Here is a 23,483-nt window from a genome sequence, read left to right as displayed (position 1 = left end):
TCAAAACTGCTCCGCCTTCCCCGACTCGACCAGCGGATGCACGCCCTTGCGCACGCCGGGCACCTCGCCGCACAGGCGCGGGGTGGGGAACACCTTGCCCGGGTTCGCCAGCCCCTGGGGGTCGAACGCGCACCGGACGAGCTGCATGGTGTCCAGGTCGTCCTCGCTGAACATCTTCGGCATGTACCGGGACTTGTCCACGCCGACCCCGTGCTCGCCCGTGATCGAGCCGCCGTGCTCGATGCACAGGTCGAGGATCGCGCCCGACACCACCTCGGCCCGCTCACCGGCGCCCGGCTCCGCGTCGTCGAACAGCACCAGCGGATGCAGGTTGCCGTCACCGGCGTGGAAGACGTTGGCCACCCTGATGTCGTGCTCCGCCGACAGCCGGTCGATGGCGGCCAGCACGGCGGGCAGCGACGTGCGCGGCACCACGCCGTCCTGCACGATGTAGGCCGGGCTGATGCGCCCGACGGCCGCGAACGCCGACTTGCGGCCCTTCCAGATCGCCGCCCGCTCGGCCGGGTCGGCCGCCACGCGCAGCTCGAACGCGTTCGCGCAGATCTCCCGGAGCTGCGCGAACTGCCGCTCCACCTCGGCGGCGGGCCCGTCCAGCTCCACGATCAGCACCGCGCCCGCGCCCGCGGGGTAGGAGCAGGCCACCGCCGCCTCGGCAGCCTCGATGGCCAGCGCGTCCATCATCTCGATCGCGGCCGGCACGATGCCCGCGCCGATGATCGCCGAGACGGCCTGCCCGCCCTGCTCGATGCTCTCGAACGCGGCCAGCACCGTGGTCACGGCCTCGGGCGCGCGGCACAGCCGTACCGTGATCTTGGTGGCGATGCCCAGCGTGCCCTCCGAGCCGATGAACGCCCCCAGCAGGTCGTAACCCGGGTCCATGCGGTCGAGCGTGACCAGGTCGCCGTCCGGGGTGACGATCTCGCAGGCCTCCACGTGGTTGACGGTGAAGCCGTACTTGAGGCAGTGGGCGCCGCCGGAGTTCTCCGCGACGTTGCCGCCGATCGAGCAGACCTGCTGGCTGGAGGGGTCGGGGGCGTAGTAGTAGCCGCGGTCGCGGACCGCCTCGGTGATGGCCAGGTTCGTGACGCCGGGCTCCACGACCGCCCGGCGGTCGTCGAGGTCGATCTCCAGGATCGCGCGCATCTTCGAGGTGACGATCAGCACGCCGTCCTCGCGCGGGAGCGCGCCCCCCGACAGGCCGGTGCCCGAGCCCCTGGCCACGAACGGCACGCCGTGCTCGTTGCACAGCCGTACCACCTGGGCGACCTGCTCGGCCGTGCCGGGCAGGACGACCACGCCGGGAGTCGCCCGGTGGTAGGTGAGGCCGTCGCACTCGTACGTGCGCAATCGCACCGGATCGGTGATGACCGAATCGGCGGGCAGGAGCGAACGCAGAGCCGCGACCAGCGTGTCCATCATCATCAGAATATTTACGGCATCCGGGCGTAGGCGGGAAGGGTCAGGAACTCGGCGAAATCATCGTCCAGCGCCACTTCCTTGAACAGGGCCGTCGCCTGCGCGAAGAGCTTCTCGTCGTAGCCCGGCTCCGTGGCGATCTTCGCCACCTCCTCGGTGATGATCCGCTCGACCAGCTCCTTGGTCACCTGCTGGCCGGTGTCGGCGAGCGTGATGTCGTTGTGGATCCACTGCCAGATCTGAGACCGCGAGATCTCGGCCGTGGCGGCGTCCTCCATGAGGTTGTGGATGGCGACCGCGCCGAGCCCGCCCATCCAGGCGGCCAGGTACCGCAGCGCCACGTCCACGTTGTTGCGCAGCCCCGCCTCGGTGATGTCGCCCGGCGTCTCGGAGACGGCCAGCAGCTCGCCGGCCGTGACGCTGACGTCCTCGCGCAGCCGGTCGAGCTGGTTCGGCCGCGAGCCGAGCACGCCGTCGAACACCTCCCGGCAGATCGGCACCAGGTCAGGGTGCGCCACCCACGACCCGTCGAACCCGTCGCCGGACTCGCGCGTCTTGTCCGCCCGCACCTTCTCCAGCGCCACGGCGTTGACCTCGGGGTCCCTGCGCGAGGGGATGAACGCCGCCATCCCCCCGATGGCGTGCGCGCCGCGCTTGTGGCAGGTGCGCACGAGCAGCTCGGTGTACGCGCGCATGAACGGGGCCGTCATCGTGACCGCGTTCCGCTCGGGCAGCAGGAACTCACGGCCCCTCGTACGGAACTTCTTGATCACGCTGAACAGGTAGTCCCAGCGGCCCGCGTTCAGCCCGGCCGAGTGGTCGCGCAGCTCGTAGAGGATCTCCTCCATCTCGAACGCCGCCGGGTACGTCTCGATCAGCACCGTCGCCCTGATCGTGCCGTGCGGGATGCCGAGCAGTTCCTGGGCCCTGGTGAACACGTCGTTCCAGAGCCGCGCCTCCAGGTGCGACTCGATCTTGGGCAGGTAGAAGTACGGGCCCTTGCCCTTGTCGAGCTGCCGCTGGGCGCAGTGGAAGAAGTAGAGCCCGAAGTCGAACAGCGACCCCGAGACGGGCCGCCCGTCCACCTGGGCGTGCTTCTCGTCCAGGTGCCAGCCGCGCGGGCGCACGACCACGGTGGCCAGCTCGCCGTCGGGCTTGAGCGCGTACGCCTTGCCGCCGGTCTCGAAGTCGATCGTGCGGTCGAGCGCGTCGCGCAGGTTGAGGTGGCCGGACACGCAGTTCTCCCAGAGCGGGGAGTTGGCGTCCTCGAAGTCGGCCAGCCACACCTTGGCGCCGGAGTTGAGCGCGTTGATGGTCATCTTCTTGTCGACGGGGCCGGTGATCTCGACGCGGCGGTCCTCCAGGCCGGGCGCCGGGGGCGCGACCTGCCAGTCGCTCTCCCTGATCTCCTTCGTCTCGGGCAGGAAGTCGAGCATGCCGCCCGCCGACAGCTCCGCCTGGCGCGCCTGGCGGGCCTCCAGCAGCTCCAGCCGCCTGGCGCCGAACTCCCGCTGGAGAGCCGCCACGAAATCGAGCGCCTCCGGCGTGAGGATCTCGTCGAACCGGTCGAGCATCGGGCCGGTGATCTCCATGGGACCTCTTTCCGTATTGTGGAAAATGAGTTCTGGATTGTGGAAGTGAAGTTACCCCCCTGACCCTCAGGGGTCAAAGGTTGGGGTTCGCCTGGGGTCATCCCCGATGTGGGCCAGGGGGATCGCGCGACACCATCTCTTCCATGAAGACCATCGCGCTCGCGGCCGGACTGCTGGCCTCCGCCGCGCTGCTGACCGGCTGCGGGCTGGCCGACCTCGCCCAGCCGGGCACCTCGGAGTCGGCCTCGTACCAGGTGACGGAGAAGGTCACCAAGCTCCAGCTCAGGAGCAACTCGGGCGACGCCGTGATCACCGAGACCGGCGGCACCGCCGTACGCGTCGTCGAGACCCTGCACTGGCGCGGTGAAGGCAGCAAGCCCAAGCCCGAGCACAAGGTCGAGGGCGAGACGCTGCTCATGTCGTACACGTGCCCGTCGGACTGGGGCGGGGGCTGCAGCGTCGACTACAAGATCGAGATCCCCAAGGGTCTCTCGGTCGACCTGGAGACCGGCTCGGGCAACCTGACGCTCAGGAACCTCACCGGGCCGATCGACGTGAACGCCGGCTCCGGCGACGTGGACGCCGCCGGGCTGGCGGGCAAGCAGGTGTTCGCGGAGACGGGCTCGGGGAACCTCGAGCTCAAGTACGTCACCGCGCCCGACAGCGCCGAGCTGGAGGCCGGATCGGGCGACATCACGCTCAGCGTCCCCGACGGCGCCTACGACGTGAAGTCCGAGGTGGGCTCGGGTGACACCGCCGTGACGGTCAAGAACGACACCTCCTCCGCGCACAAGATCTCGCTGACCGCCGGTTCGGGGAACATCACCGTGAAGCCCGCTTGATTAACCAGATGATTGCGCCGCGGATGTCGTGCCACCATCGTGGGAAGACACCGAGGTGTCCAGACGTTCCCTCATAGAGATGACACGAATGCACGAATACTCCGAGCTCGACGCGTTCGAGACCGGCGACATGGACCTAGAGGATCGCCAGGCGCTCCGCCGCGTGGCGGGACTCTCCACCGAACTCCAGGATGTCTCCGAGGTCGAGTACCGTCAGCTGCGGCTCGAACGGGTCGTCCTGGTCGGCGTCTGGACCTCCGGCACCGCGGAGGACGCCGACAACTCCCTGCTCGAGCTGAAGCTCCTGGCCGAGACGGCCGGGTCGCAGGTGCTCGACGGGCTCATCCAGCGTCGCCAGAAGCCCGACCCGGCCACGTACATCGGCTCCGGCAAGGCGCTGGAGCTGCGCGACGTGGTCGAGTCCAGCGGCGCCGACACCGTGATCTGCGACGGTGAGCTGACCCCTGGCCAGCTCCGCCAGCTCGAGGACATCGTCAAGGTCAAGGTCATCGACCGGACCGCGCTGATCCTCGACATCTTCGCCCAGCACGCCAAGAGCCGCGAGGGCAAGGCCCAGGTCGAGCTGGCGCAGCTGTCGTACCTGCTGCCGCGCCTGCGAGGCTGGGGTGGCAACCTGTCCCGGCAGGTCGGCGGTCGCGCCGCGGGCGGCGTCGGCATCGGCGGCCGCGGCCCCGGTGAGACCAAGATCGAGCTGGACCGCCGGCGGATCCGCGAGCGCATGTCCAAGCTGCGCCGCCAGATCAGCGGCATGTCCACCTCGCGCGAGACCATGCGCTACCGGCGCCAGCGCCGTGAGGTGCCCGCCGTGGCCATCGCCGGCTACACCAACGCCGGCAAGTCCTCGCTGCTCAACCGCGTCACGGGCGCGGGCGTGCTGGTGGAGGACGCACTGTTCGCCACCCTCGACCCGACCGTGCGCCGCGCGCGCACGCCGGAGGGCAGGCTGTTCACGATCGCCGACACCGTCGGCTTCGTCCGGCACCTGCCGCACCAGCTCGTGGAGGCGTTCAGGTCCACGCTGGAGGAGGTCGCCGACTCCGACCTGATCCTGCACGTCGTGGACGGGTCGCACCCCGACCCCGAGGGTCAGCTCGCGGCCGTGCGTGAGGTGTTCGCCGACATCGAGGGCGCCTCCGAGATCCCCGAGATCGTGGTGATCAACAAGGCGGACGCGGCCGACCAGGAGGTGCTGGACCGGATCGCGCGGCGTGAGCGGGACAGCATCGTGGTGTCCGCCCGCACGGGCAAGGGCATCCCCGCGCTGATGCAGCTCATCGAGGAGCGGCTGCCGCGGCTCGATCACGAGGTGCATCTGCTGGTGCCGTACGAGCGGGGGGATCTCATCTCCCGGGCCCACCGGGAGGGCGAGGTGCTCTCCGTGGACCACGTGGGCGACGGGACGATCCTGCACGCCAGGGTCCTGCCCAGCCTGTCGCAGGAGCTGCTGCGCGTGGGCAAGCCGGTAGAGCGCGTCTCCTAGGAACCTGTCGGGTGGCCCGGCCGTCATGGCCGGGCCACTTCGCGCATTACTCGCCGCAAAGCGCGCACAGCTACCCAAAAGCGGCAGTGGTCCCAGAACCCTGGGATTGCTAGGATTGGCCAGACCTAACGTTGGTCTGGTTTTGGGTTTGGGTTCTGGTCTCATGGTGGCTGAGGGTGTGAACGTCGTCAGCGGTAACCATGGTGACAAGGTAGGGCTGCGTGATGGTTGGGATGAATGGTCTTTCTTCCGAATAACCCTGTACAGCAGCCCAACATGTGAAATAACGTAACTGAACTGAAATCGCCGGATCATGGCTCCGGCGATACGGTCACCGCACAACTCGATGCGGAAGAGCAGGAGACCCCCCATGTCGTCCGGACCCGGAGCGGACTCAGTGGGCGCGGCACAGGCCGTGCGCTGGGCTGCGCGCTCGTGCGGGGGGTCGTACGGGGTGGTGATGCGGTGACCGTCCGACTCCTGACCAACATCGGCCGCCTCTGGACCGGCAACGAGGTCCTCAGCAACGCCGCCATCCTGGTGCACAACGACCGCATCGCCTGGGTCGGCCGCGCGCCGGACCTTCCCCAGAGCGTGCCCGGCGTGGTCGATGACATCGTCGACGTCGACCACGTCGAGAACCTCGGCGGCGCACTCGTCACGCCCGGCCTCATCGACGCCCACACGCACCCCGTCTACGCCGGCAACCGCTACGCCGAGCTGGCCATCCGCACCGGCGGCTCCACCTCCGCCTCGATCACCGCGGCGGGCGGCGGCGTGGGCTCCACCGTCACCGTGACCCGCGGCACCGACCCGTGGACGCTCTGCAACGGCGTGCGCGAGCGGCTGCGCGGCTGGCTGCTCAGCGGCACCACGACCGTCGAGGCCAAGACCGGCTACCACCTCACCCGCGACGGCGAGCTCGCCGACGTGCGGCTCCTGCGCGAGCTGGAGAAGGAGCCGATGATGCCGCGGGTGCACGTCACGTTCCTGGCCGCGCACGTGGTGCCGCCGGAGTACTTCGGCAGGCAGCGCGAGTACGTCGAGGCCGTGGGCGCCTGGTGCGCCGACGCGGCCGCCGCCGGCGCCGACAGCGTGGACGTCTACTGCGACGAGGGCTACTTCACCACCGAGGAATCCCGCTGGGTCCTGGCCTCCGGCCGCAACGTGGGCCTGCTGCCGCGCATCCACGCCGGCATCTTCAGCCGCCGCGGCGCCGTCCAGCTCGCCGCAGAGCTCGGCTGCGCGTCGGCCGACGGGCTGCACCACATGTCCGACGAGGACATCGCGATCATGTCCCGCTACGGCGTGCCCGCCGTCGTCTGCCCCGCCACCGCCCTCCAGCGCGGCCACCTCCCGCCGGTCCGCCAGATGATCAAGCACGGCGTGCAGATCGCCCTCGGCAGCGACCACAACCCCGGCTACTGCGGCATCACCTCGATGTCCCTGGTCGTGGCCATGGCGGTGTCGGCGTTCGGGATGAGCGTCAACGACGCCCTGCGCGCGGCCACCCTCGGCGGCGCCACCGTACTCGGCGCGCCCGACCGCGGCGTGCTGGCTCCCGGCCGGCTGGCCGACATCGTCCAGTGGGACGCCGACCACGAGGGCGCCTTCGCCTGGTCGTTCGGGCTGAAGCCGCGGCGGGTGTGGCGGGGTGGAACGCCGGTTCAGTAGCTAATCTCGGGTTATGTCGCCATCGGTTGCCGTGGTTACGGATTCGACTGCTTATCTGGGGGCTGTGGCTGGGGTGGCGGTGGTGCCCGTACAGGTGATCGCCCAGGGTCCCGGCCCACGCGTCACCACGGCCGGCGGCGGCCCTTCAAGCGGGTCTTCAGGCGACTCTCCAAGCGGCCCTTCAGGTGGCCATACCTTCGACGAGGGGTCCTTCACCGGCGGTCGCACCTTCGACGAGGGATCCTTCACCGGAGACCTCGCCCACGCCACCACCTCCCGCCCCGCCCCCGCCCGCTTCGCCGCCTGCTACTCCGACCTGGCTGCCGGCGGGGCCACGGCCATCGTCTCGATCCACGTCTCGGGCGAACTGTCGGGCACCATCGAGTCCGCCAGGACCGCCGCCCGCGACGCCCCCGTACCGGTGGACGTGATCGACAGCCGCTCCATCGCGATGGGCCTGGGCTACCCCGTCCTGGCAGCCGCCCGCGCCGCCGCGTCCGGAGCCCCGCCGGACGAGGTCGCCGCCGCCGCCCGCCGCAGCATGCGCGGCACCCGGACGTTCTTCTACGTCGACACCCTCGACTACCTTCACCGCAGCGGCCGCATCGGCGCGGCAGCCTCCCTCTTCGGCTCCGCCCTCATGATCAAGCCGCTCCTGCACCTCGCCGACGGCCGCATCTCCCTCCTGGAGAAGGTCCGTACGTCGTCCCGCGCCATCGCCCGCCTGGAGGACCTGGCGGTGGAGGTGGCGGGGGAGAGGCGGGTAGAGGTGGCGGTGCAGCATCTGGCGGCGAGGGAACGAGCGGAGGCGTTGGCGGAGCGGTTGCGGAAGCGGGTGCCGGGGCTGAGGGATCTTCGGATGGTCGAGGTGGGGGCCGTGATCGGCGCCCACGTGGGCCCAGGCCTGCTCGGCCTGACCATCACCTCACCTGACCTCTAGCCACACCTTCCCCGACCCACCGACCCAGCCCTCTCCTCCGCCCACCTGGCTCTCCGCACTGTCCACAACCATCCACCCCGCTGCCTCCTCCATCCACAGAACCCCGCTCGGTCCCCGCCAGCCAAAGCTCAAGCCATACATTCTCCGCCGTGCGAACCCCCGACCCCACGGCAGAGCGCGCCATAGCCGAGTCCCGGCTACGGTCGATCACCACCCCTGCCCGCCGCCCCCGCCGCCTCCTCGGCCGCCCTCCGTGGGGCACGGCAGCCGTCCCGGCATACCCACCGAAGCGCCGCCCGACCTCGCCGCAGGAGCCACCGGAGCGCGCCCAAGCGGCCGACACCCCCTTCGGGCCACCACCTCAAACGCACACCTCTCGCGTCAGCGCTGCGATCACCGAGCACACCAGCGGGGACGGCACCGACTTCCTCCTGCATCAGCCCCTACCACCAGAGCGCCCGCATCCGGCTGGGCGGTCCCCAGCCAAGCAGGACAAGCCGTCGGTCGAGCGGCGGCCGACCGCCCCGTCCTGGTCGCCGGCTGACCAGGACGCCCCGCCGGCCCAGCGGTGGCCAACCACCCCACCACCCAGTCCCGCCTCCCCAAACACTGACCCCGCCCCCACCGCTACCTCCGCCCCCGCCTTCGTCAAGGCCCCCGCCTTCGTCAAGGCCCCCGTTGGCGTTCCTGCCCCCGGCCCGCCGCCCACTTCATCGCCATCACCATCGCCCGCCGCCCTCCAGGCACTACGCAAACTCGTGGCCACCCAGGGCGAGACGGCCCTCGACCCAGGCAAACCCGGCCTACGCGTCCTTCTCGCCGTGAGCGTGCTGGCAACCGCCGTGGCCATCTTCTTCATCTGGCAGTCGAAACCCTCATCACAACCCCTGCCACCACCCACTCCCATGAGCCCGATGGCACCCACGCCCCCAGCGACCACGTCAACCAAGGTCACCGTCCACGTGACCGGCAAGATCCGCCACCCCGGCGTCTACCGGCTCCCCACGGGCGCCCGGGTAGCGGACGCGGTGACAGCCGCGGGAGGCGTGTCCCGCAGAGCCTCCACAGGCTCACTCAACCTGGCCAGACGCCTGATCGACGGCGAGCAGATCGTGGTGGGCGCCACCTCCCCCGAAGCAGCCCAACCCGGCCTTCCAGCCACCGACCCCGCCGCCACGATCCTGGACCTCAACTCCGCCACCACCGACCAACTCGAACAACTCCCAGGCGTGGGAGAGGTCCTGGCAGCCCGCATCACCGAGTTCCGCACAACCCGCGGCGGCTTCACCAGCATCGAACAACTCCGCGAAGTCACTGGCATCGGCCCAAGAAAGTTCGAGGAAATCAAGCCGAAGGTCCGGGTCTGACATGCCCGACCCCCACCCCGGCAACAGCCGCCACCCCACGGCCCGGCCTCAACCTGCGCACCGCACCGGCGTACACACCAGTGAGCAGACCGACGCTGCACGGGCCTGCAGCGGCCCGAGGCCTGACCCTGCTCAGGAACACCAGCAAACCGCCAGGCAGGCGCATGCCTGGCCCCTGGTCCTCCCGGCCCTGACAGCGTGGGCCAGCGCCCTGATCCTCCTCGCCTGCCCACCCCTCATCGGCATGATCGTCGCCACCTCCGCAGCCCTCGCCGCCGCAGCCACAGCCTGGCTCACAAGAACACCCGCGACGTCCCGCCAACAATCACGCCCAACGCCATCCACCACACCACCCGGCCCCGCCCTCCCCTCCCCGCCACGCTTCGCATCCGACCCACCCTCGCCATCCGGGCGCGCCGGATGGCGCAACATCCTGCTGGCCACACTCATCTGCACAGCAGCGGCCTCAGCCTCGACAGCCCTTCGCATCCACGCCCTCACAACGGGCCCGACAGCAGACCTGGCCAGCAAAAACGCCTTCATCGCCGCCCACATCACCCTGACCGGCGACCCAAAGCGCAGATCCAACAGAAACGCCCGCTTCACCCAGGAGAGCTACGTAGTCTCCGCGAACCTCAAACTCATCCAAACCCCCACAACCAGACAAGCCGTCAACATCCCCATCACGGTCTTCGCCACAGGCCAAGCCTGGTCCACCCTCCTGCCCACCCAGGACGTAGAAGTCACCGGCCGCCTGGCGAGACCAACCCCCGGCACCCTGGAAGCGGCAACCCTGCTCGTCCGAAGCCCGCCGCGCGTCCTGACACGCCCATCCACCCTGCACACAGCGGCAGGCGCATTCAGATCGGGCCTCCGATCCGCCGCCGACGTCCTCCCTCCCGACCAGCGCGGCCTCCTCCCCGGCCTCGTCGTGGGCGACGTCTCCCGCATGGATCCCCAGGTGACCTCCGACCTCAGAGAAGCGGGTCTGAGCCACCTGAACGCCGTTTCAGGCGCCAATCTGGCGATCGTCGCAGGCGCGGTGCTCGCCCTCTCCCGCCTGATCGGCCTCTCCCTTCCCGTCAGGGCGGGCTTCGCCGCCGTAGCGATGCTCGCGTTCACGGTGGTCGCCCGGCCGTCCCCGAGCGTGCTCCGCGCTCTTCTCATGGGTCTCGCCGCAGCCATCGCCATGGGTACGGGCCGCTCGAAGGACGGCTTCGCAGCCCTGTCGGCCACGGTCCTCTTCCTCGTCCTGTTCGCCCCCGACCTGGCCCGCTCGTACGGCTTCGCCCTCTCGGTCACGGCCACCGCCGGCATCCTCCTCCTCGCCCCGCACTGGCGAGACAAGCTGTCAGGCACAAACCAGGAAACCGGCCTCCCGGAGAAGCCCGGCCACACCCCTGACCTGGAGCAACCCCGCCTGCCTGGTGTGGAGCACGAGCATGTGCCCATCTCCGAGCAAGTCCGCATACCCAGGCAGGAAGGAAACCGCATCCCCGGACACGCACAAGATCGCGAAAACTCCGAATTCTGCGACCAGCCTCCCCCCGACGAGCTTCCCCCCGACCGGCCGTCCCTCGACCGGCTCCCTCTCGGCCGAGAGTCTCTTGACCGGCTGCCCCGCGATGGGCCTTCCAGTGATCGGCTTCCCCGTTACCATCTTCCGCGTTTCCGGCTTCCTCGCTGGCTGGCTGAGGCCGTGGCCGTGCCGGCGGCTGCTCAGGTGGCCGTGACGCCTGTACTGGTGCTGATGGCGGGCCAGCTGACGCCCGTAGCGGTGATCACGAACCTGCTCGTCGCGCCGGCGGTGGCACCCGCGACCCTGCTCGGCTTCGGTGCCGCGCTGGTGGCGCCCGTGTGGCCGGACGCCGCCAGGCTCCTGGTGATCCCCGCAGGGTACGCGGTCGGCTGGATCATCATGGTCGCAGGCTGGGCGGTCAACCTGCCCTTCGCCACCATGCCCTGGCCTGCCGGCCTGCCAGGGCTCGGCCTGCTCCTGTTGACGGTGATCGTGGCGATCCCCGTCCTGAGACACCGTGCCTGGCGCGCCATCGCACTGACGGCCGCCGCAGCCGCTCTGGTGGCGGTCCTGGTGGTCCGGCCCATCGTCGGCCCGTGGCCGCCCAAGGGATGGCTGATGGTGATGTGCGACGTAGGGCAGGGCGATGGCCTCGTCGTCTCGGCCGGGCAGGGACGGGGAGTCGTGGTCGACGCAGGCCCGGACGCGGTCGCGATGGACCGCTGCCTGCGAAGAGTCGGCGTCCAGGACGTACCTCTGCTCGTCCTCACCCATCCCCACGCCGATCACGTGGACGGCCTGCCAGGTGTCCTCAGGGGCCGGCGGGTCGGGGCGGCGGTCATCAGCCCACACCGGCCGGGCTCGCGCTCCGAAGCCCGGATCTCGGCCACCCTGGCGCGCCACCGGATACCCGAATGGACGGCCCCGCCGGGCACCCGCTGGCGCTTCGGCCCATCAGAGCTGACCGTACTGGCTCCGGATCCTGCCGATGGTGACATGAACGGGCAGGGCGAGGGCAGCGCGATCAACAATTCGAGCGTGGTTCTGCACGTACGCTGGCGCTCCGGCTCGATCCTGCTCAGCGGCGACCTCGAAACGGAGGCACAGGATGACCTGCTGCGCCGGCTCCCCGTACGAGCCGACCTGCTGAAGACGCCGCACCACGGATCGAACAGGCAGTCGCCCGCCTTCCTGGCTTCGCTCGGCGCCCGAGCGGCGCTGATCAGCGTGGGAGCCGACAACGACTACGGCCATCCCGCCACGTCGACACTGGGTCTTCTCCGCAGCCTCGGACTCACCGTCTACCGGACGGACCAGTCAGGGGACCTCGCGGTCGTCGAACGTGAAGGAGGCATGGTGGTGGTCCCTCGCGGCCCCTGACGAGGCGGTTCAGCCAGGCAGGTTCTTCGCGAAGATCCAGTCCGGGCCGTCCTCGCCGGTGGTGTCGAGGTGTTGAGCCCGTACCAGGCCGGCGCGTACCGCCTCTCGTTGAGAGGCGGTGTTGGCCGGGCGCACGCGAGCGATGACGGGCAGATCGGGAACGCGTTCCGTTACCCACTCGACCACCGCGGTCGCGGCCTCGCCGGCCACTCCCTGGCCCCAGGATGAGGCTTCGAAGCGGTAGAAGAGATTGAGCACGCTCAGGTTGTTAAGGTTCATGACCTTGGTCCCGCAGAAGCCCAGCCTCCGGTATGAGTCATGGCGTCGCACCACCCAGTAGCCGTAGCCAAAGCGTTGCCAGTGATCATTCCAACGTTCGAAGAGCTCCACCGCCTCCTCACGCTTGGACAGGGCGTCGGAGGGGTTGTGCCGGCAGGTGGCGGGGTCGCTGTGGATGGCGAAGATCGCGTCGATGTCATCCGGCGCCGGGCGTCGCAGTGACAGTCGCGTGGTCAGCAGTTCTTCGATGCGACCGGTTCGATCAAGCATGCGGTGATCGTAGGGCGAAGCCTTCCGACTGTTTCGGTGGGGCCAGTGCCTGGCGGTTCATCGCTGTGCGTAACTGGATCGAGTAGATGGAGCGGGCTGGCGTGGCACGCGGTTCGGGGTGGGCTAGCGGGTGGTGCGGCTGGCGTGGCATGTGGCTCCGCCTGGGCGTGGCATGTGGCTCCGCCTGGGCTTGGTAGGTGGTGCGGGTTGGCGTGAGACGTGGCTCCGCCTGGGGTGGCGGGTGGCTGGTGAGGAGTCAGGGAGTTGAGTACCAGGTTGTCGGCGGCGCATGGCATGCTGCCTGACATGGCGGGAACCGATCCAGCACCTGTGACCTTGGTTGTCGGCGACGAGGAGTTGCTGGTTGAGCGGGCGGTGAGCGGTGTCGTGGCGGCGGCGCGGGCGGCCGATCCCAGCACCGAGGTGCATGACCTCCTCGGCAGCAAGGTCACGACCGGCGAGCTCACGCAGCTGACCTCGCCGTCGCTCTTCGGGGATCGTTCCGTGGTGGTGATCAGGTCCGCCCAGGATCTGCCCAAGGAGGTCATCACCGAGATCGTGACGTACGCCAAGCAGCCTTCCGAGGACACCGTGATGGTCCTGGCGCATCCGGGTGGGGTGAAGGGGAAGGCGCTGGTCGACGGGGTGAAGAAGGCCCGGGCCGCAGTGATCACGGTCAACAAGGTCACGAAGGCGGGGGAGCGGCTGGACTTCATCAAGGGGGAGTTCAAGCGGGCCGGGCGGAACATCTCCGGCGACGCGGCGCAGGCGTTGCTCGACGCCGTGGGGAACGATCTCCGCGAGCTGGCCGCCGCGTGTAACCAGCTGGCGTTCGACACAGAGGACAAGACGATCAGTGCGGCTGCGGTGGCCCGGTATCACAAGGGGCGGGCGGAGGTCACCGGGTTCAACGTCGCCGACTCGGCCGTCGAGGGGCGGCTGGCGGACGCACTGGAGCAGTTGCGGTGGGCGCTGGGCACGGGGGTTGCTCCGGTGCTGCTGGTGAGCGCGCTGGCCGGTGGGTTGCGGTCGCTGGCGAAGGTCGGCAGTGCGCCGCGCAATCTGCGGGGCGGGCAGCTGGCCAGTCATGTCGGGATGCCGCCATGGAAGGTGGATCGGGTGAAGCGCCAGCTCAACGGCTGGGGGCCGGAAGGGCTGGCGAGGGCGATCCAGGCTGTGGCCAGTGCGGATGAGCAGGTCAAGGGTGGGGGAGCGGACCCGGCGTACGCGTTGGAGCACACGGTGCAGGTCATCGTGGCCAGCCGCACCGGACGATAGCCGAGGCTGTCCGGCGGAGTAGGCGGGCTCTTCGGCTGTTGGTACGCCGGTGAGGGTCAGCGGGCTGTCTCTGCCTTCAGGAGGAGTTGTTTGAGGAGGGTGTCCAGGAGGGCCTGATCCGCTGGGGTCAGGGCGTTGACCATGGACGCCTCCACCTCGGCGCGGATGGTCATCGCCTCGAACCACAGGTTCTTGCCCTTCGAGGTGAGCTCGACGTCCACCCGGCGGCGGTCCTCGGTGCTCCGGACCCGGCGTACCAGACCCGTGCGCTCCAGCGTGTCCAGGCGTCCCGTCATGCCGGCCGGTGAGAGCAGCAGGTCGGCTGCCAGTTCGGACGGCGTCGCCGAGCCGCCGCGTGCCACCAGGCGGTGCAGCGTCTCGAACTCGTAGTCCTGCATGCCCACCTCCGCCAGAGCCGCCTCCTTGGTGTGGGACAGGTGCTTCACGAGGAACTGCATCCGCGTCACGATCGCCTCCACCCGCTCGTCGAAGGGCGCCTTGCCGCGCCAGCGGGCCAGGTGGCGATCGACCGAGTCCTCCATGCCACGGATCATACGGCAGCAAGTATTTTGTTGACGAAACATTCGCCAGCGAAATATCGTCTCGCCCATGATGCATCGGCTTCTGATCGGACGTTGCCTGTCGGCCCTGGCCACGGCACTCATCCCGACGACACTCACGCTGGCGGTCCTGCGGGTGGGCGGCGACGGCGGGGAGCTGGGGATCGTGCTGGCGAGCGAGCTGGTCCCGCTGCTGGTGCTGTTGCCCGTCGGCGGGGTGCTGGCCGACCGGGTCAGGCCGGGGCGGCTCGCCCTGGCCGCCGATCTGGTCCGATGCCTGTCGCAGGCGGCCATCGCCGTCGAGCTCCTGCTCGGCATGAATCGGCTGCTCGACCTGGCCCTGTTGTCTGCCGTGTCGGGGGCGGCCATCGCGTTCGGCAGCCCGGCCGTGCCGAGGCTGGTGATCGCGGTGGTGCCCGGGCCGGACCGGCTGCGGATGAACGCGCGCATCGGCGTGGCGACGAGCCTGTCCAGCGTCGCGGCCCCCGCCCTCGCCGGGACGGTCACCGTGGCCGCCGGGCCAGGGTGGGCGGCGGGGCTCACGGCGGTGCTGTTCGCCTGCTCGGCGTTGACGCTCGGTGGTGTCCGAACGCCAGCCGGCTACTCGGCGGCGGCCGGAGAACGGGGGTCCACACCTGCCCGGCGGGGGTCCGAGTCGGTTCGGCGGGGGTCCACACCGGCTCGCCGGGCGTCCGAGCCGGTTCCGGGCGGGGGCGGTACAGGCGGGGGCGGTGCGGGCGGTGCAAGCGGTCCAGGGCGAGGCGGGCGGCGCGGCGGTTGGGCGTCGTTCCGGGAAGACCTCGTACAGGGATGGCGGGAGATCAGGGTACGCCCCTGGTTCCTGGCGTGCGTGCTCGGCCACGGCGTCTGGCACTTCGTGGCCGGTCTGTTCCTAACACTCGCCCCCGTGACCGCCGTACACCACCTGGGCGGCGAGACCGGCTGGATGGTGATCGTGCAGAGCGGGACGGTGGGGATGGTACTGGGTGTGTTCGCCGCCCCCAGGCTGCCGATCCGGCGTCCGCTGGCCGTGGTCCAGGTCGGTGCCGCGAGTTACCTGCTGCCCATGGTGGCTCTGGCCGTTCCCGCGCCGGTCGCGGTGCTGGCGGGGGCGTACTTCGTGGCGATGTTCGGGCTGGGGCTGCTCAGCCCGCTGTGGGAGACGGTGGTGGCGGAGGAGGTTCCCGAGGGCGCGCTGGGGCGGGTGCGGTCGTTCGACCAGCTGATCTCGTTCGCGTCGCGGCCGTTCGGGCTGGCGGTGGCGGCGCCGCTGGCAGGGATGACCGGGGTGACGGCGCTGGCGGTGACGGGTGGCGTGCTGGTCGCCGCCGCCAATCTCGTGGCGATCGCCTGGCAGCCACGCGGCCGGCGCCAGGCTCAAGCGCCCGCAGCGCCCGCAGCGCCCGCAGCGCCCGCAGCGCCCGCGGCGGGCGCCGGGCCCAAGCGCCCGCGGCCGGCGCCGGGCTCAAACGCCCGCTAGCGCCGCGACGAACTAGGCGAGCGCGGCCTCCCGCACCACTCCGTCGCTGATCTCCAGCACCCGATCCGCCAGCGTCATCAGGCTGGGATCATGCGTCGCCACCAGCGCCGTAACCCCCTCACTCCGTACGAGCGCCCGCAACAACTCCATGATCTGCCGCCCCGTCTGCGAGTCGAGCTGCCCCGTGGGCTCGTCGGCCACCAGCAACCGAGGCCGGTTGGCCAGGGCCCTGGCGATGGCCACCCGCTGCCGCTGCCCCCCGGACAACTCGTACGGCCGCTGGTTGACATGCTGCTCCAGCCCCACGAGCGCGAGCAACATCCGGATCCGGGACTCCCGCTCCTCCACGGGCGTCCGCAGCAGCCGCATCGGTACCCCCACGTTCTCCGCCGCCGACAACACGGGGATCAGCCCGAACGACTGGAACACGAACCCGATCACGTCCCTGCGTACGGCCAGCAGCCCGTCCTCCGACAGGGACGTGATCTCCCGCCCGTCCACCACCACCCGCCCGGCGTCCGGCTTGTCGAGACCGCCGATCTGGTTGAGCAGCGTCGTCTTCCCCGACCCGGACCGGCCGCGGATGGCGACCAGCTCTCCGGGCAGCACGGAGAACGACACGTCCCGCAGCGCCACGACCTCCTTGGGCCCGGTCCGGTAGACCTTGCGCAGCCCTTCCACCACGACCAGGGGCGAGTCAGTCATTCGAGGGTTCCTCTCGGGCGGGCCACACGCCGATGTGGTCGGATTCGAGCTCCAGGCGCACCCGGCGTTCCATGTCGAGGGCGTTCATGAAGTCGCGTGGCAGTTGCAGGCGCCCCACGCGGTCGAGCACGGCGTACTCCTCGGCGATGATCTGCCCTTCCGCGCCCTCGCGCCGCAGCGTCTCGCTGCTGGTGCGCCCGTCGCGGATGCCCACCGTCCGGTCCACCTGCTCCGACACCAGCGGGTCGTGCGTCACGATGACCACGGTCACGCCCAGCTCCCTGTTGGCCTTGCGCAGCGCGTCGAACACCTGCTCCGACGTCTCGCTGTCCAGCTCGCCCGTCGGCTCGTCGGCCAGGATGAGCTGCGGGGAATTGGCCAGGGCGACGGCGATGGCCACGCGTTGCTGCTCGCCGCCGGACATCTCGGGCGTCCTGCGGTTGGCGCAGGAGCCGACGCCGAGCAGTTCCAGCAGCTCCAGGGCGCGTCCCTTGCGCGCGGAGCCGGCCAGCTTCATGGGCAGCTCGACGTTCTCCCGGCCGGTCAGGTACGGCAGCAGGTTCCGCGCCGTCTGCTGCCAGATGAACCCCACCACGGACCGCCGGTACCGCAGCCGGTCCTTGGCGCTCATCGACAGCAGGTCCATCCCGGCCACCCTGGCCACGCCGGCGGTCGGCACGTCCAGCCCGGACAGCACGTTGAGCAGCGTCGACTTGCCGGAGCCCGACGCCCCGACGATGGCCACCAGCTCGCCCTTGTCGATCACCAGGTCCAGGCCCTGCAGCGCGACGACCTCGACCCCCTCGGTCTTGTAGATGCGGACGAGGTTGTCGCAGACGATGTGCGCGTCGCCGCCGAACGCGGCGGCCGGCCGCCTGGCCTTGGCTTCCAGCTCTGACAGGGTCGGGTTCATGGGAGGTCTCCCACTCGGAGTACGGCGCCGAGGCTGCGGCGACGGCTGATGGCGGTGTGCGCGTACGCGCCGAGCACGGCGACGGCGGCCAGCCCGGCCGTCAGCGCGCTGGGCAGGAACAGATCGAGCGAGTAGTCGCCCACGGGCAGGTCGCCCGCGTACGACGACAGGTCCACGCCGGGCCCGAGCGCGGCGGGCAGGCCGAGGCCCAGGCCGAGCCCGACCAGCGCGGTGACGAGGATCATGGGCAGGATCTCCAGCACGGTCAGCCGCTGCGCCTGCCGCTCCGACAGGCCGAGCGTCCGCAGGAACGATACCGCCCGCGCCCGTTCGGCGGCCCCGATGACCAGTGACAGGACGACGGCGATCAGCGCGTACGCCGCCAGCGCGACCGTCACGACCACGAGCGTCCAGCGCACCGTGCTCGTCAGCGGATCGTCCTGGATGGCCCGCAGAGCGCTCTCCTGGGAGGTGACGACGGCGGACGGGACCAGCCGCGACAGCTCGGAGAGCGCGGCGTCGCCCTGGATCAGCAAGGTGTTCACGGCGGGCCTGACCTGCACGCCGATGGGCACGACCAGGAACTTGCCCTGGGTGTAGAAGCCGGGCACCGACTCGATCACGCCGCGCGTGGCCAGCTTCACCCGCGACTGCCACCCGATCTCGAACGTGCCCCGCCCGCGCAGTTCGGGCGAGACGAGCGCGCCGTCGGACAGCGGTGGCAGGCCGACGGGGGCGTCGCCGAGGATCTGCCGCCACTGGGCCACGTCCACGGCGATGGCCTCGGCCCGTTCGGCGCCGTACCCGACCTGGACCCGTCCCGTCTGGGCGAGCACCACCCGCTCGACCCCGGCCAGTCGGCGCACCCGCTCGATCACCGCGGCCGGGATCTCGCTCTCCGCGGTCACCCTGATCGGCGCGCCGACCTGCTGCCAGGACGCCGTCCGCTGCGTGGTCGCGATCCCGTCGGAGACCACCGCCGCGAACACCGACACCCCCAGCGCGGGCAGCAGGATCAGCACCGGCAGCAGGCTGCCGGAACGTGCCCTGGCCGCCCTGGTCAGCCCCAGGAACGCCACCGCCGCCCGGCCGCGCGAGGCCAGCCGGACGAACAGCCGCAGCGGGTACGGGTAGCAGCGCAACGTGATCAGCGCCGCCGCCGCGGTCAGCGCGATCGGCACCACGAGCAGGAACGGATCCTGCCCGCCGGACGCGCTCAGCCCCCGGGCCCGCAGCAGGTACGCCCCCGCCAGCGCGAGCACCACGACCAGCACCTCCAGCGTGATCCGCTTGGCGGAGGGCCGGGCGGTGGCCACGTCGTCCCGCGAGCCGTGCAGCGGCGTGCGGTGCACGAGCGCCAGCCGTACGGCGGCGAACCCGACGGCCACGACCACCACGATCGCCGGCCCGGCGTGCACGATCGGCAGCGCGGGCCCGCGCACGAGGAAGGACAGCGCGTACCCGAGCAGCGCCGCGGGGGCCACCGCCAGCCCGGTCAGGGCCGCGGCTGTGCCCGCCACCTGCGGCAGCGACCCGCCGCGGGCCCGCGCCAGGGTCAGCGTGTGGTCCAGCTTGTCGGCCAGGAGCTGCACGGCCAGCACGATCACGCCGAGCGCGACCGCCAGCAGCCCGCCGAGCACCAGGTACATCACGGTCTGCGCCGTGGACAGCGCGGCCAGGAAGTCGCCGAGCAGCTTGGCCAGCGCGGTCTCGACGCGGTACGGGCTGCCGGTGGTCTGCAGCCCCACGACCCGGTCGAACTCGGCGACCGCCGCCCGCAGGCCGGGCACGTCCAGGGCGCTGGCGGCCCGCGCGTCGAGGGGCAGGACCCAGCGGTAGGACAGGTTGCGCCCCTCGCCGCTGAGCGCGGTCAGCCCGGCGTCGGACATCAGCGTGGTGATGTGCTTGACGTGGTCCTGGCCGCCGGGTGGTTGCTGCTCGATGACGTGGAGGATGTCGGACTCGTGCGACCAGTAGCGGTCGCCGGGGTCCTTCGCGCGGAAGACGCCGACGATCTTCGCGGCGGCGTAGTCGTTCTCGCCGAGCATGATCGTCTGGCCCAGCTTCAGGCCCATCTCGGGCAGGGCCTCCTCGACGACCCCGACCTCGAAGACGGGGATCGTCTCGCCTTCGTAGCGGCTCGTGGCGGGCGCGCCGGGCGGCCGCCCCTGGACCCAGTCCACGCGCTGGTCCGCGTCGGAGAGCCAGCCCAGGTTGACGTACGCCCCGCCGCCGGTGCCCGTGATGGGCGTGAGCGACGTCTTGGCGCTCATGTGGCCGGCACCGGTGGTCAGCGGGCGCAGCGTGGCGGGCATGATCTCGCGCCAGAGGCGTTCGCGGGAGTCGAACTGGGCGCGTTCGCGCAGGTCCTCGGCCCGCCCGTGGGATTCCACGGCCACGGTGAGGTCGGCCTGCGCGGCGGGGGCGGTTGTCAGCGCGCGCTGCAGGGCCTCGTCGTACGAGGCCTGCATCGCCCTGGGCAGGCCCGCGACCAGCAGGCACGCGCTCAACGTGAGCACGAAGAGCACGGCCACCGTGCCCAGGTGCACCCGGGCGAGCAGCCAGGTCCTCACTGTTCCTCCCGAAGGCCGTGCCCCTGACGGCGGACGTTGCGTGCCAGCCCGGCGACGATCGCGAACAGCAACGCGGCCACCAGCGCCAGCATCAGCCCGGTGGCCGCCCACGGGATGTCGAGCACCACCCCCGGCGTGACGGCCGCCGCCTGCCCGGTCAGCACGATGTGCGGCACCACCAGCACGCCGACGACGACCGCCAGCCCGGTGCCCGCCGCCAGCGACAGCCCCACCACGAACGCCTGCTCCACGGCCAGCATCCCGAGCACCTGCCTGGAGCTCACCCCGAGCGCCCGCAGGATCGCGAACTCCGCCAGCCGTTCCCGCGCCGCGACCGTCGCGTTGACCAGGAACCCGAGCGCCGCGAACACCAGCGCGGCCATGAACCCCAGCATCAGCGCCCCCTGCAGCCCGCTGGCCAGCGGGTCGTCGCGCAGCGTGGCCGCCAGCGCCCGCTGGTCGAGCGCGGTGACGTCCCACTCGGGATGGCCGCCGAGCGTGGCCGCGGCGCCGGAGGTGTCTCCGGCGGCCAGCCACCACTCGGTGGCGGGCCGGGGGAGCCGCGCCGCGGCCAGCTCGTGCGCCTGCATGGTCGCCCAGTCGACGAGTACGGCCTGCTGCCCGGCGGCGGTCGTCGGCATCGTCTCCACCACGCCGACGACCTTGACCGGCATGACGCGGCGGTCGATGGACGCCTTCCCGGTCTGCCCGACGCCCAGCTTGAGCGAGGCGGCCAGGTCGGTGGTGAGCACCACGGGCATCGGGCCGGGCTCCGCCCGCCGGACGAAGGGAGCCGTCGTGTCGCCGCTGACGCTCATCGTGAGCGGGGGCGCCGGCACCTGCCGCCCGTCGGCGGTGACCGCTTCGAGCGTCAGGCTCGCGGGGCTGTCCTGGGCGCCGGCGACCAGGCCGAGCAGCGACACCGGGTACGTGATCGTCCCGCTGCGTCCCGCCAGCGCCCGCAGGTCCACCTCGACCCGGTTCGTGCCCTTCTTGAGCAGGCCGAGCGACACGTCGCGCCAGACGCCGAGCCCGTCGGACAGCACCAGCCGCAGCGGCAGGTCCGCGCTCGCCTCGGCGGTCAGAGTGAGCGTGGCCGGCCGTCCCGGCAGGGCCAGCCCCTCCGCCCGGTCGCCGGCCAGCGCCCGCGACAGCTCGCCGACGCTCTGCGCCGACAGGTCGGGACGCAGGTGGAACAGCTCGTTCAGCTTGCCGGCGTCGAGCGCGAGCAGCATCGCGTTCTCGCCGCCCACGTCGGTCTGGCCGCGGAAGCCGGGCGAGGCCGCGGTGACGCCCGGCAGCGCGGCGAACGCGGTGCCGCGCCCGAGCGCTCCCAGCTCGGGTCCCTCCGCGGGCCCCGACAGCCGGAGGTCGGCCCCTGCCTGGTGGCGGGCCTGGTCGAGCTGCGAGGAACGCCAGGTCGAGGCGGTGGCCAGGGAGACGATGCCGATCGCGATCGCCATCGTGAGCAGCAGCGCGGGCCCGGCGTACTTGAGCGGCCGCCTGCTCACCTGCCACGCCCCGAGCGCGGGGGCGAGCGTGGGCCGCCTGGAGGTCACCCGCTCGGCCAGCCGCGACAGGCGCGGCACCAGCCGCAGCCCCAGCATGCCGCCCGTGAGCAGGGCCAGCGCGGGCCCGGAGATGATCAGGGGGTCGATGCCGAGCCCGCCGGCCGCCGTCACGGTCACGGGCGCGCCGTACCGCTGGAGCTGCCAGATGGCCAGCCCGGCCACGACCAGCAGCGCCAGGTCCGCGCCCGCCCGCTCGATCAGGCCGCGCCCGCCGCCGCGCCCGCGCGCCGACTGCTCCTCCACGTACGTACGCCGCGCCCCCGCCAGCGCGGGCAGCACCAGCAGCACGGCCGCGGCCAGCGCCACCCCGAACGAGACGAGGAACGTCCCCGCGTCCGCCACCGGTGCCAGCCGCACCCCAGAAGCCCTGATCCACGGAAGCCGGCTGACCAGCGCGAGCAGCGGCGGCCCCAGGAACGGCGCCACGACCGCGCACGGCAGCGCCACCAGCAGCGCCTCGCCGCCCGCCAGCGCCGCCAGCCGGATCGTGCCCGCGCCGCGCGAGCGCAGCAGGGCCACCTCCATGCGCCGGTGGTCGGCCAGCAGCCGCGCGGTGAGCATCAGCGCGTACGCGGCCAGCAGCAGCAGTTGCAGCACCGGGATCAGCATGGTGGAGCGTGCCACCAGCGAGGCGGTGTCGAGCTGGGTGAGCATCTCGGGCAGGTGGCTCGTGGCCACGCAGCTCGCGCAGCCGCCGGCCTTCAGCCGCTCCTCCACCCGCGCGATCGCGCCGGCCAGCGGGCGCAGCTGCTCGGGGGTGAGCGCGCGCAGGTCGGGCACGGCGGTCCAGGTGGCGTTGACGTTCGTGGCGAAGCGGGCCAGGAAGGTCTCGCGGGGCACCATGAGCGGCCCGTACGTGGTGAAGTCGCCGCGCTCCACGCCCCTGCTGAGCAGCTGCTCGCCGGCCCAGCGCTCGCCGAACGGGTCGTTGAGCTGGAAGACGCCGGCCACGCGCACCCTGACCGGGCGGGGGTCGAGCCGCCCCCGCGTGGTGAACTCCTGCCCCGTCTCCAACCCGGCCGCCGAGGCCGCCGACAGCGAGATCGCCACCTCGACCGGGTCGTTCCCGGGTTTCGGCCAGGCCCCCGAGATCAGCTTCGCGTGCCGGTCGAGCCCGTCGTAGCTGCCGAACCTGAGCAGCTCGGGCCGCTGCTCCTTCTCCTGGCCCGGCATGGTGTAGGAGTCGGAGCGGAAGCTGGTGGTCAGGGCCGGCTCGCCGGCGTAGGCGCGGGTGAGCTCGGCGCGTACGGACCGGTCGAAGCCGGGGAACGTCTCGGCCGTCACGGGGGCGCTGATGGTGGCGGCGGTCTGCGCGTACGAGGCCGTCTCCATCGTCCGCCGGACTCCGGCGTCGGCGATGGAGGAGGCGTACATGGTCAGCGCGACCAGCGTGGTGGTCGCCAGCAGGATCGAGCCGAGGGCGGCCAGGAGGAGCAGCGGCTCGCTGAACGCCCTCTTGACGACCAACGGCCCCCGCATGTGTCCCCCTTCACCCGTTTAGTGCACCTTCGGGCAGGTGGCGGAGCGGGAGCAAGGGATCTTTGGAACGGTGACGCACCCGATACGGCCGTGTGATATCGAAACTGTGACAAACTTCGGCAA

16 protein-coding genes are annotated in these 23,483 nt (G+C 71.2%); 8 read left to right on the top strand and 8 right to left on the bottom strand.

Annotation, left to right across the window (positions count from 1 at the left end):
* Together HD593_RS45415 and aceB are read right to left on the bottom strand one after the other, a co-directional pair.
* Nucleotides 1–1,437, bottom strand: coding sequence for an FAD-linked oxidase C-terminal domain-containing protein (locus HD593_RS45415; protein ID WP_185109112.1), 1,437 nt, complete (start codon nucleotides 1,435–1,437; stop codon nucleotides 1–3).
* Between the two features lie 14 nt (nucleotides 1,438–1,451).
* A complete protein-coding gene (aceB, locus tag HD593_RS45410; RefSeq protein WP_185109111.1) occupies nucleotides 1,452–3,029 on the bottom strand; it encodes a malate synthase A in 1,578 nt (525 codons plus the stop codon).
* A 143-nt stretch (nucleotides 3,030–3,172) separates the two neighbouring features.
* Here aceB and HD593_RS45405 point away from each other — a divergent pair, with 143 nt between their 5' ends.
* From HD593_RS45405 to HD593_RS45380, 6 genes are all read left to right on the top strand, one after another.
* A complete protein-coding gene (locus HD593_RS45405; RefSeq protein ID WP_185109110.1) occupies nucleotides 3,173–3,871 on the top strand; it encodes a DUF4097 family beta strand repeat-containing protein in 699 nt (232 codons plus the stop codon).
* 88 nt (nucleotides 3,872–3,959) lie between these two features.
* Nucleotides 3,960–5,372, top strand: coding sequence for a GTPase HflX (gene hflX / locus HD593_RS45400; RefSeq protein ID WP_185109109.1), 1,413 nt, complete (start codon nucleotides 3,960–3,962; stop codon nucleotides 5,370–5,372).
* Nucleotides 5,373–5,837: 465 nt separating this feature from the next.
* Nucleotides 5,838–7,046, top strand: coding sequence for an imidazolonepropionase (gene hutI / locus HD593_RS45395; RefSeq protein ID WP_185109108.1), 1,209 nt, complete (start codon nucleotides 5,838–5,840; stop codon nucleotides 7,044–7,046).
* Between the two features lie 82 nt (nucleotides 7,047–7,128).
* Complete coding sequence (locus tag HD593_RS45390; RefSeq protein ID WP_312904190.1) at nucleotides 7,129–7,986, top strand: DegV family protein; 858 nt, start codon at nucleotides 7,129–7,131, stop codon at nucleotides 7,984–7,986.
* Nucleotides 7,987–8,807: 821 nt separating this feature from the next.
* Complete coding sequence (locus tag HD593_RS45385) at nucleotides 8,808–9,353, top strand: ComEA family DNA-binding protein (protein WP_185109106.1); 546 nt, start codon at nucleotides 8,808–8,810, stop codon at nucleotides 9,351–9,353.
* A gap of 244 nt (nucleotides 9,354–9,597) precedes the next feature.
* Nucleotides 9,598–12,252, top strand: a complete 2,655-nt coding sequence (locus HD593_RS45380) for a ComEC/Rec2 family competence protein (RefSeq protein ID WP_185109105.1) — start codon at nucleotides 9,598–9,600, stop codon at nucleotides 12,250–12,252.
* Between the two features lie 9 nt (nucleotides 12,253–12,261).
* Here HD593_RS45380 and HD593_RS45375 read toward each other — a convergent pair whose 3' ends face one another.
* A complete protein-coding gene (locus HD593_RS45375) occupies nucleotides 12,262–12,801 on the bottom strand; it encodes a GNAT family N-acetyltransferase (RefSeq protein WP_185109104.1) in 540 nt (179 codons plus the stop codon).
* 294 nt (nucleotides 12,802–13,095) lie between these two features.
* Here HD593_RS45375 and holA point away from each other — a divergent pair, with 294 nt between their 5' ends.
* Nucleotides 13,096–14,079, top strand: a complete 984-nt coding sequence (gene holA, locus HD593_RS45370; protein WP_185112524.1) for a DNA polymerase III subunit delta — start codon at nucleotides 13,096–13,098, stop codon at nucleotides 14,077–14,079.
* 56 nt (nucleotides 14,080–14,135) lie between these two features.
* Here holA and HD593_RS45365 read toward each other — a convergent pair whose 3' ends face one another.
* Nucleotides 14,136–14,621, bottom strand: coding sequence for a MarR family winged helix-turn-helix transcriptional regulator (locus HD593_RS45365; protein WP_185109103.1), 486 nt, complete (start codon nucleotides 14,619–14,621; stop codon nucleotides 14,136–14,138).
* Nucleotides 14,622–14,688: 67 nt separating this feature from the next.
* On the opposite strand from HD593_RS45365, the gene HD593_RS45360 reads away from it, so the two are divergent.
* Complete coding sequence (locus HD593_RS45360; protein WP_185109102.1) at nucleotides 14,689–16,119, top strand: MFS transporter; 1,431 nt, start codon at nucleotides 14,689–14,691, stop codon at nucleotides 16,117–16,119.
* 12 nt (nucleotides 16,120–16,131) lie between these two features.
* Here the strand turns inward: HD593_RS45360 and HD593_RS45355 are convergent, their stop codons facing one another.
* Genes HD593_RS45355 through HD593_RS45340 form a run of 4 tightly spaced genes read right to left on the bottom strand, consistent with a single transcriptional unit; the run spans nucleotide 16,132 to nucleotide 23,360 of the window.
* Nucleotides 16,132–16,824: an ABC transporter ATP-binding protein gene (locus HD593_RS45355; protein ID WP_185109101.1), complete on the bottom strand. Its 693-nt coding sequence runs from the start codon at nucleotides 16,822–16,824 to the stop codon at nucleotides 16,132–16,134.
* Nucleotides 16,817–17,737, bottom strand: a complete 921-nt coding sequence (locus HD593_RS45350) for an ABC transporter ATP-binding protein (RefSeq protein WP_185109100.1) — start codon at nucleotides 17,735–17,737, stop codon at nucleotides 16,817–16,819. The genes HD593_RS45355 and HD593_RS45350 overlap by 8 nt, the downstream gene beginning before the upstream one ends.
* Nucleotides 17,734–20,310, bottom strand: coding sequence for an FtsX-like permease family protein (locus HD593_RS45345; protein WP_185109099.1), 2,577 nt, complete (start codon nucleotides 20,308–20,310; stop codon nucleotides 17,734–17,736). Before HD593_RS45345 ends, HD593_RS45350 begins: the two co-directional genes overlap by 4 nt.
* Nucleotides 20,307–23,360, bottom strand: coding sequence for an FtsX-like permease family protein (locus HD593_RS45340; RefSeq protein WP_185109098.1), 3,054 nt, complete (start codon nucleotides 23,358–23,360; stop codon nucleotides 20,307–20,309). Before HD593_RS45340 ends, HD593_RS45345 begins: the two co-directional genes overlap by 4 nt.
* Nucleotides 23,361–23,483: the final 123 nt, after the last annotated feature.

Source organism: Nonomuraea rubra, assembly GCF_014207985.1.
In the GTDB taxonomy this organism is placed as follows: domain Bacteria; phylum Actinomycetota; class Actinomycetes; order Streptosporangiales; family Streptosporangiaceae; genus Nonomuraea; species Nonomuraea rubra.
Note: the sequence above shows the minus strand (reverse complement) of the source record. Positions and strands in the feature narration are given on the sequence as shown.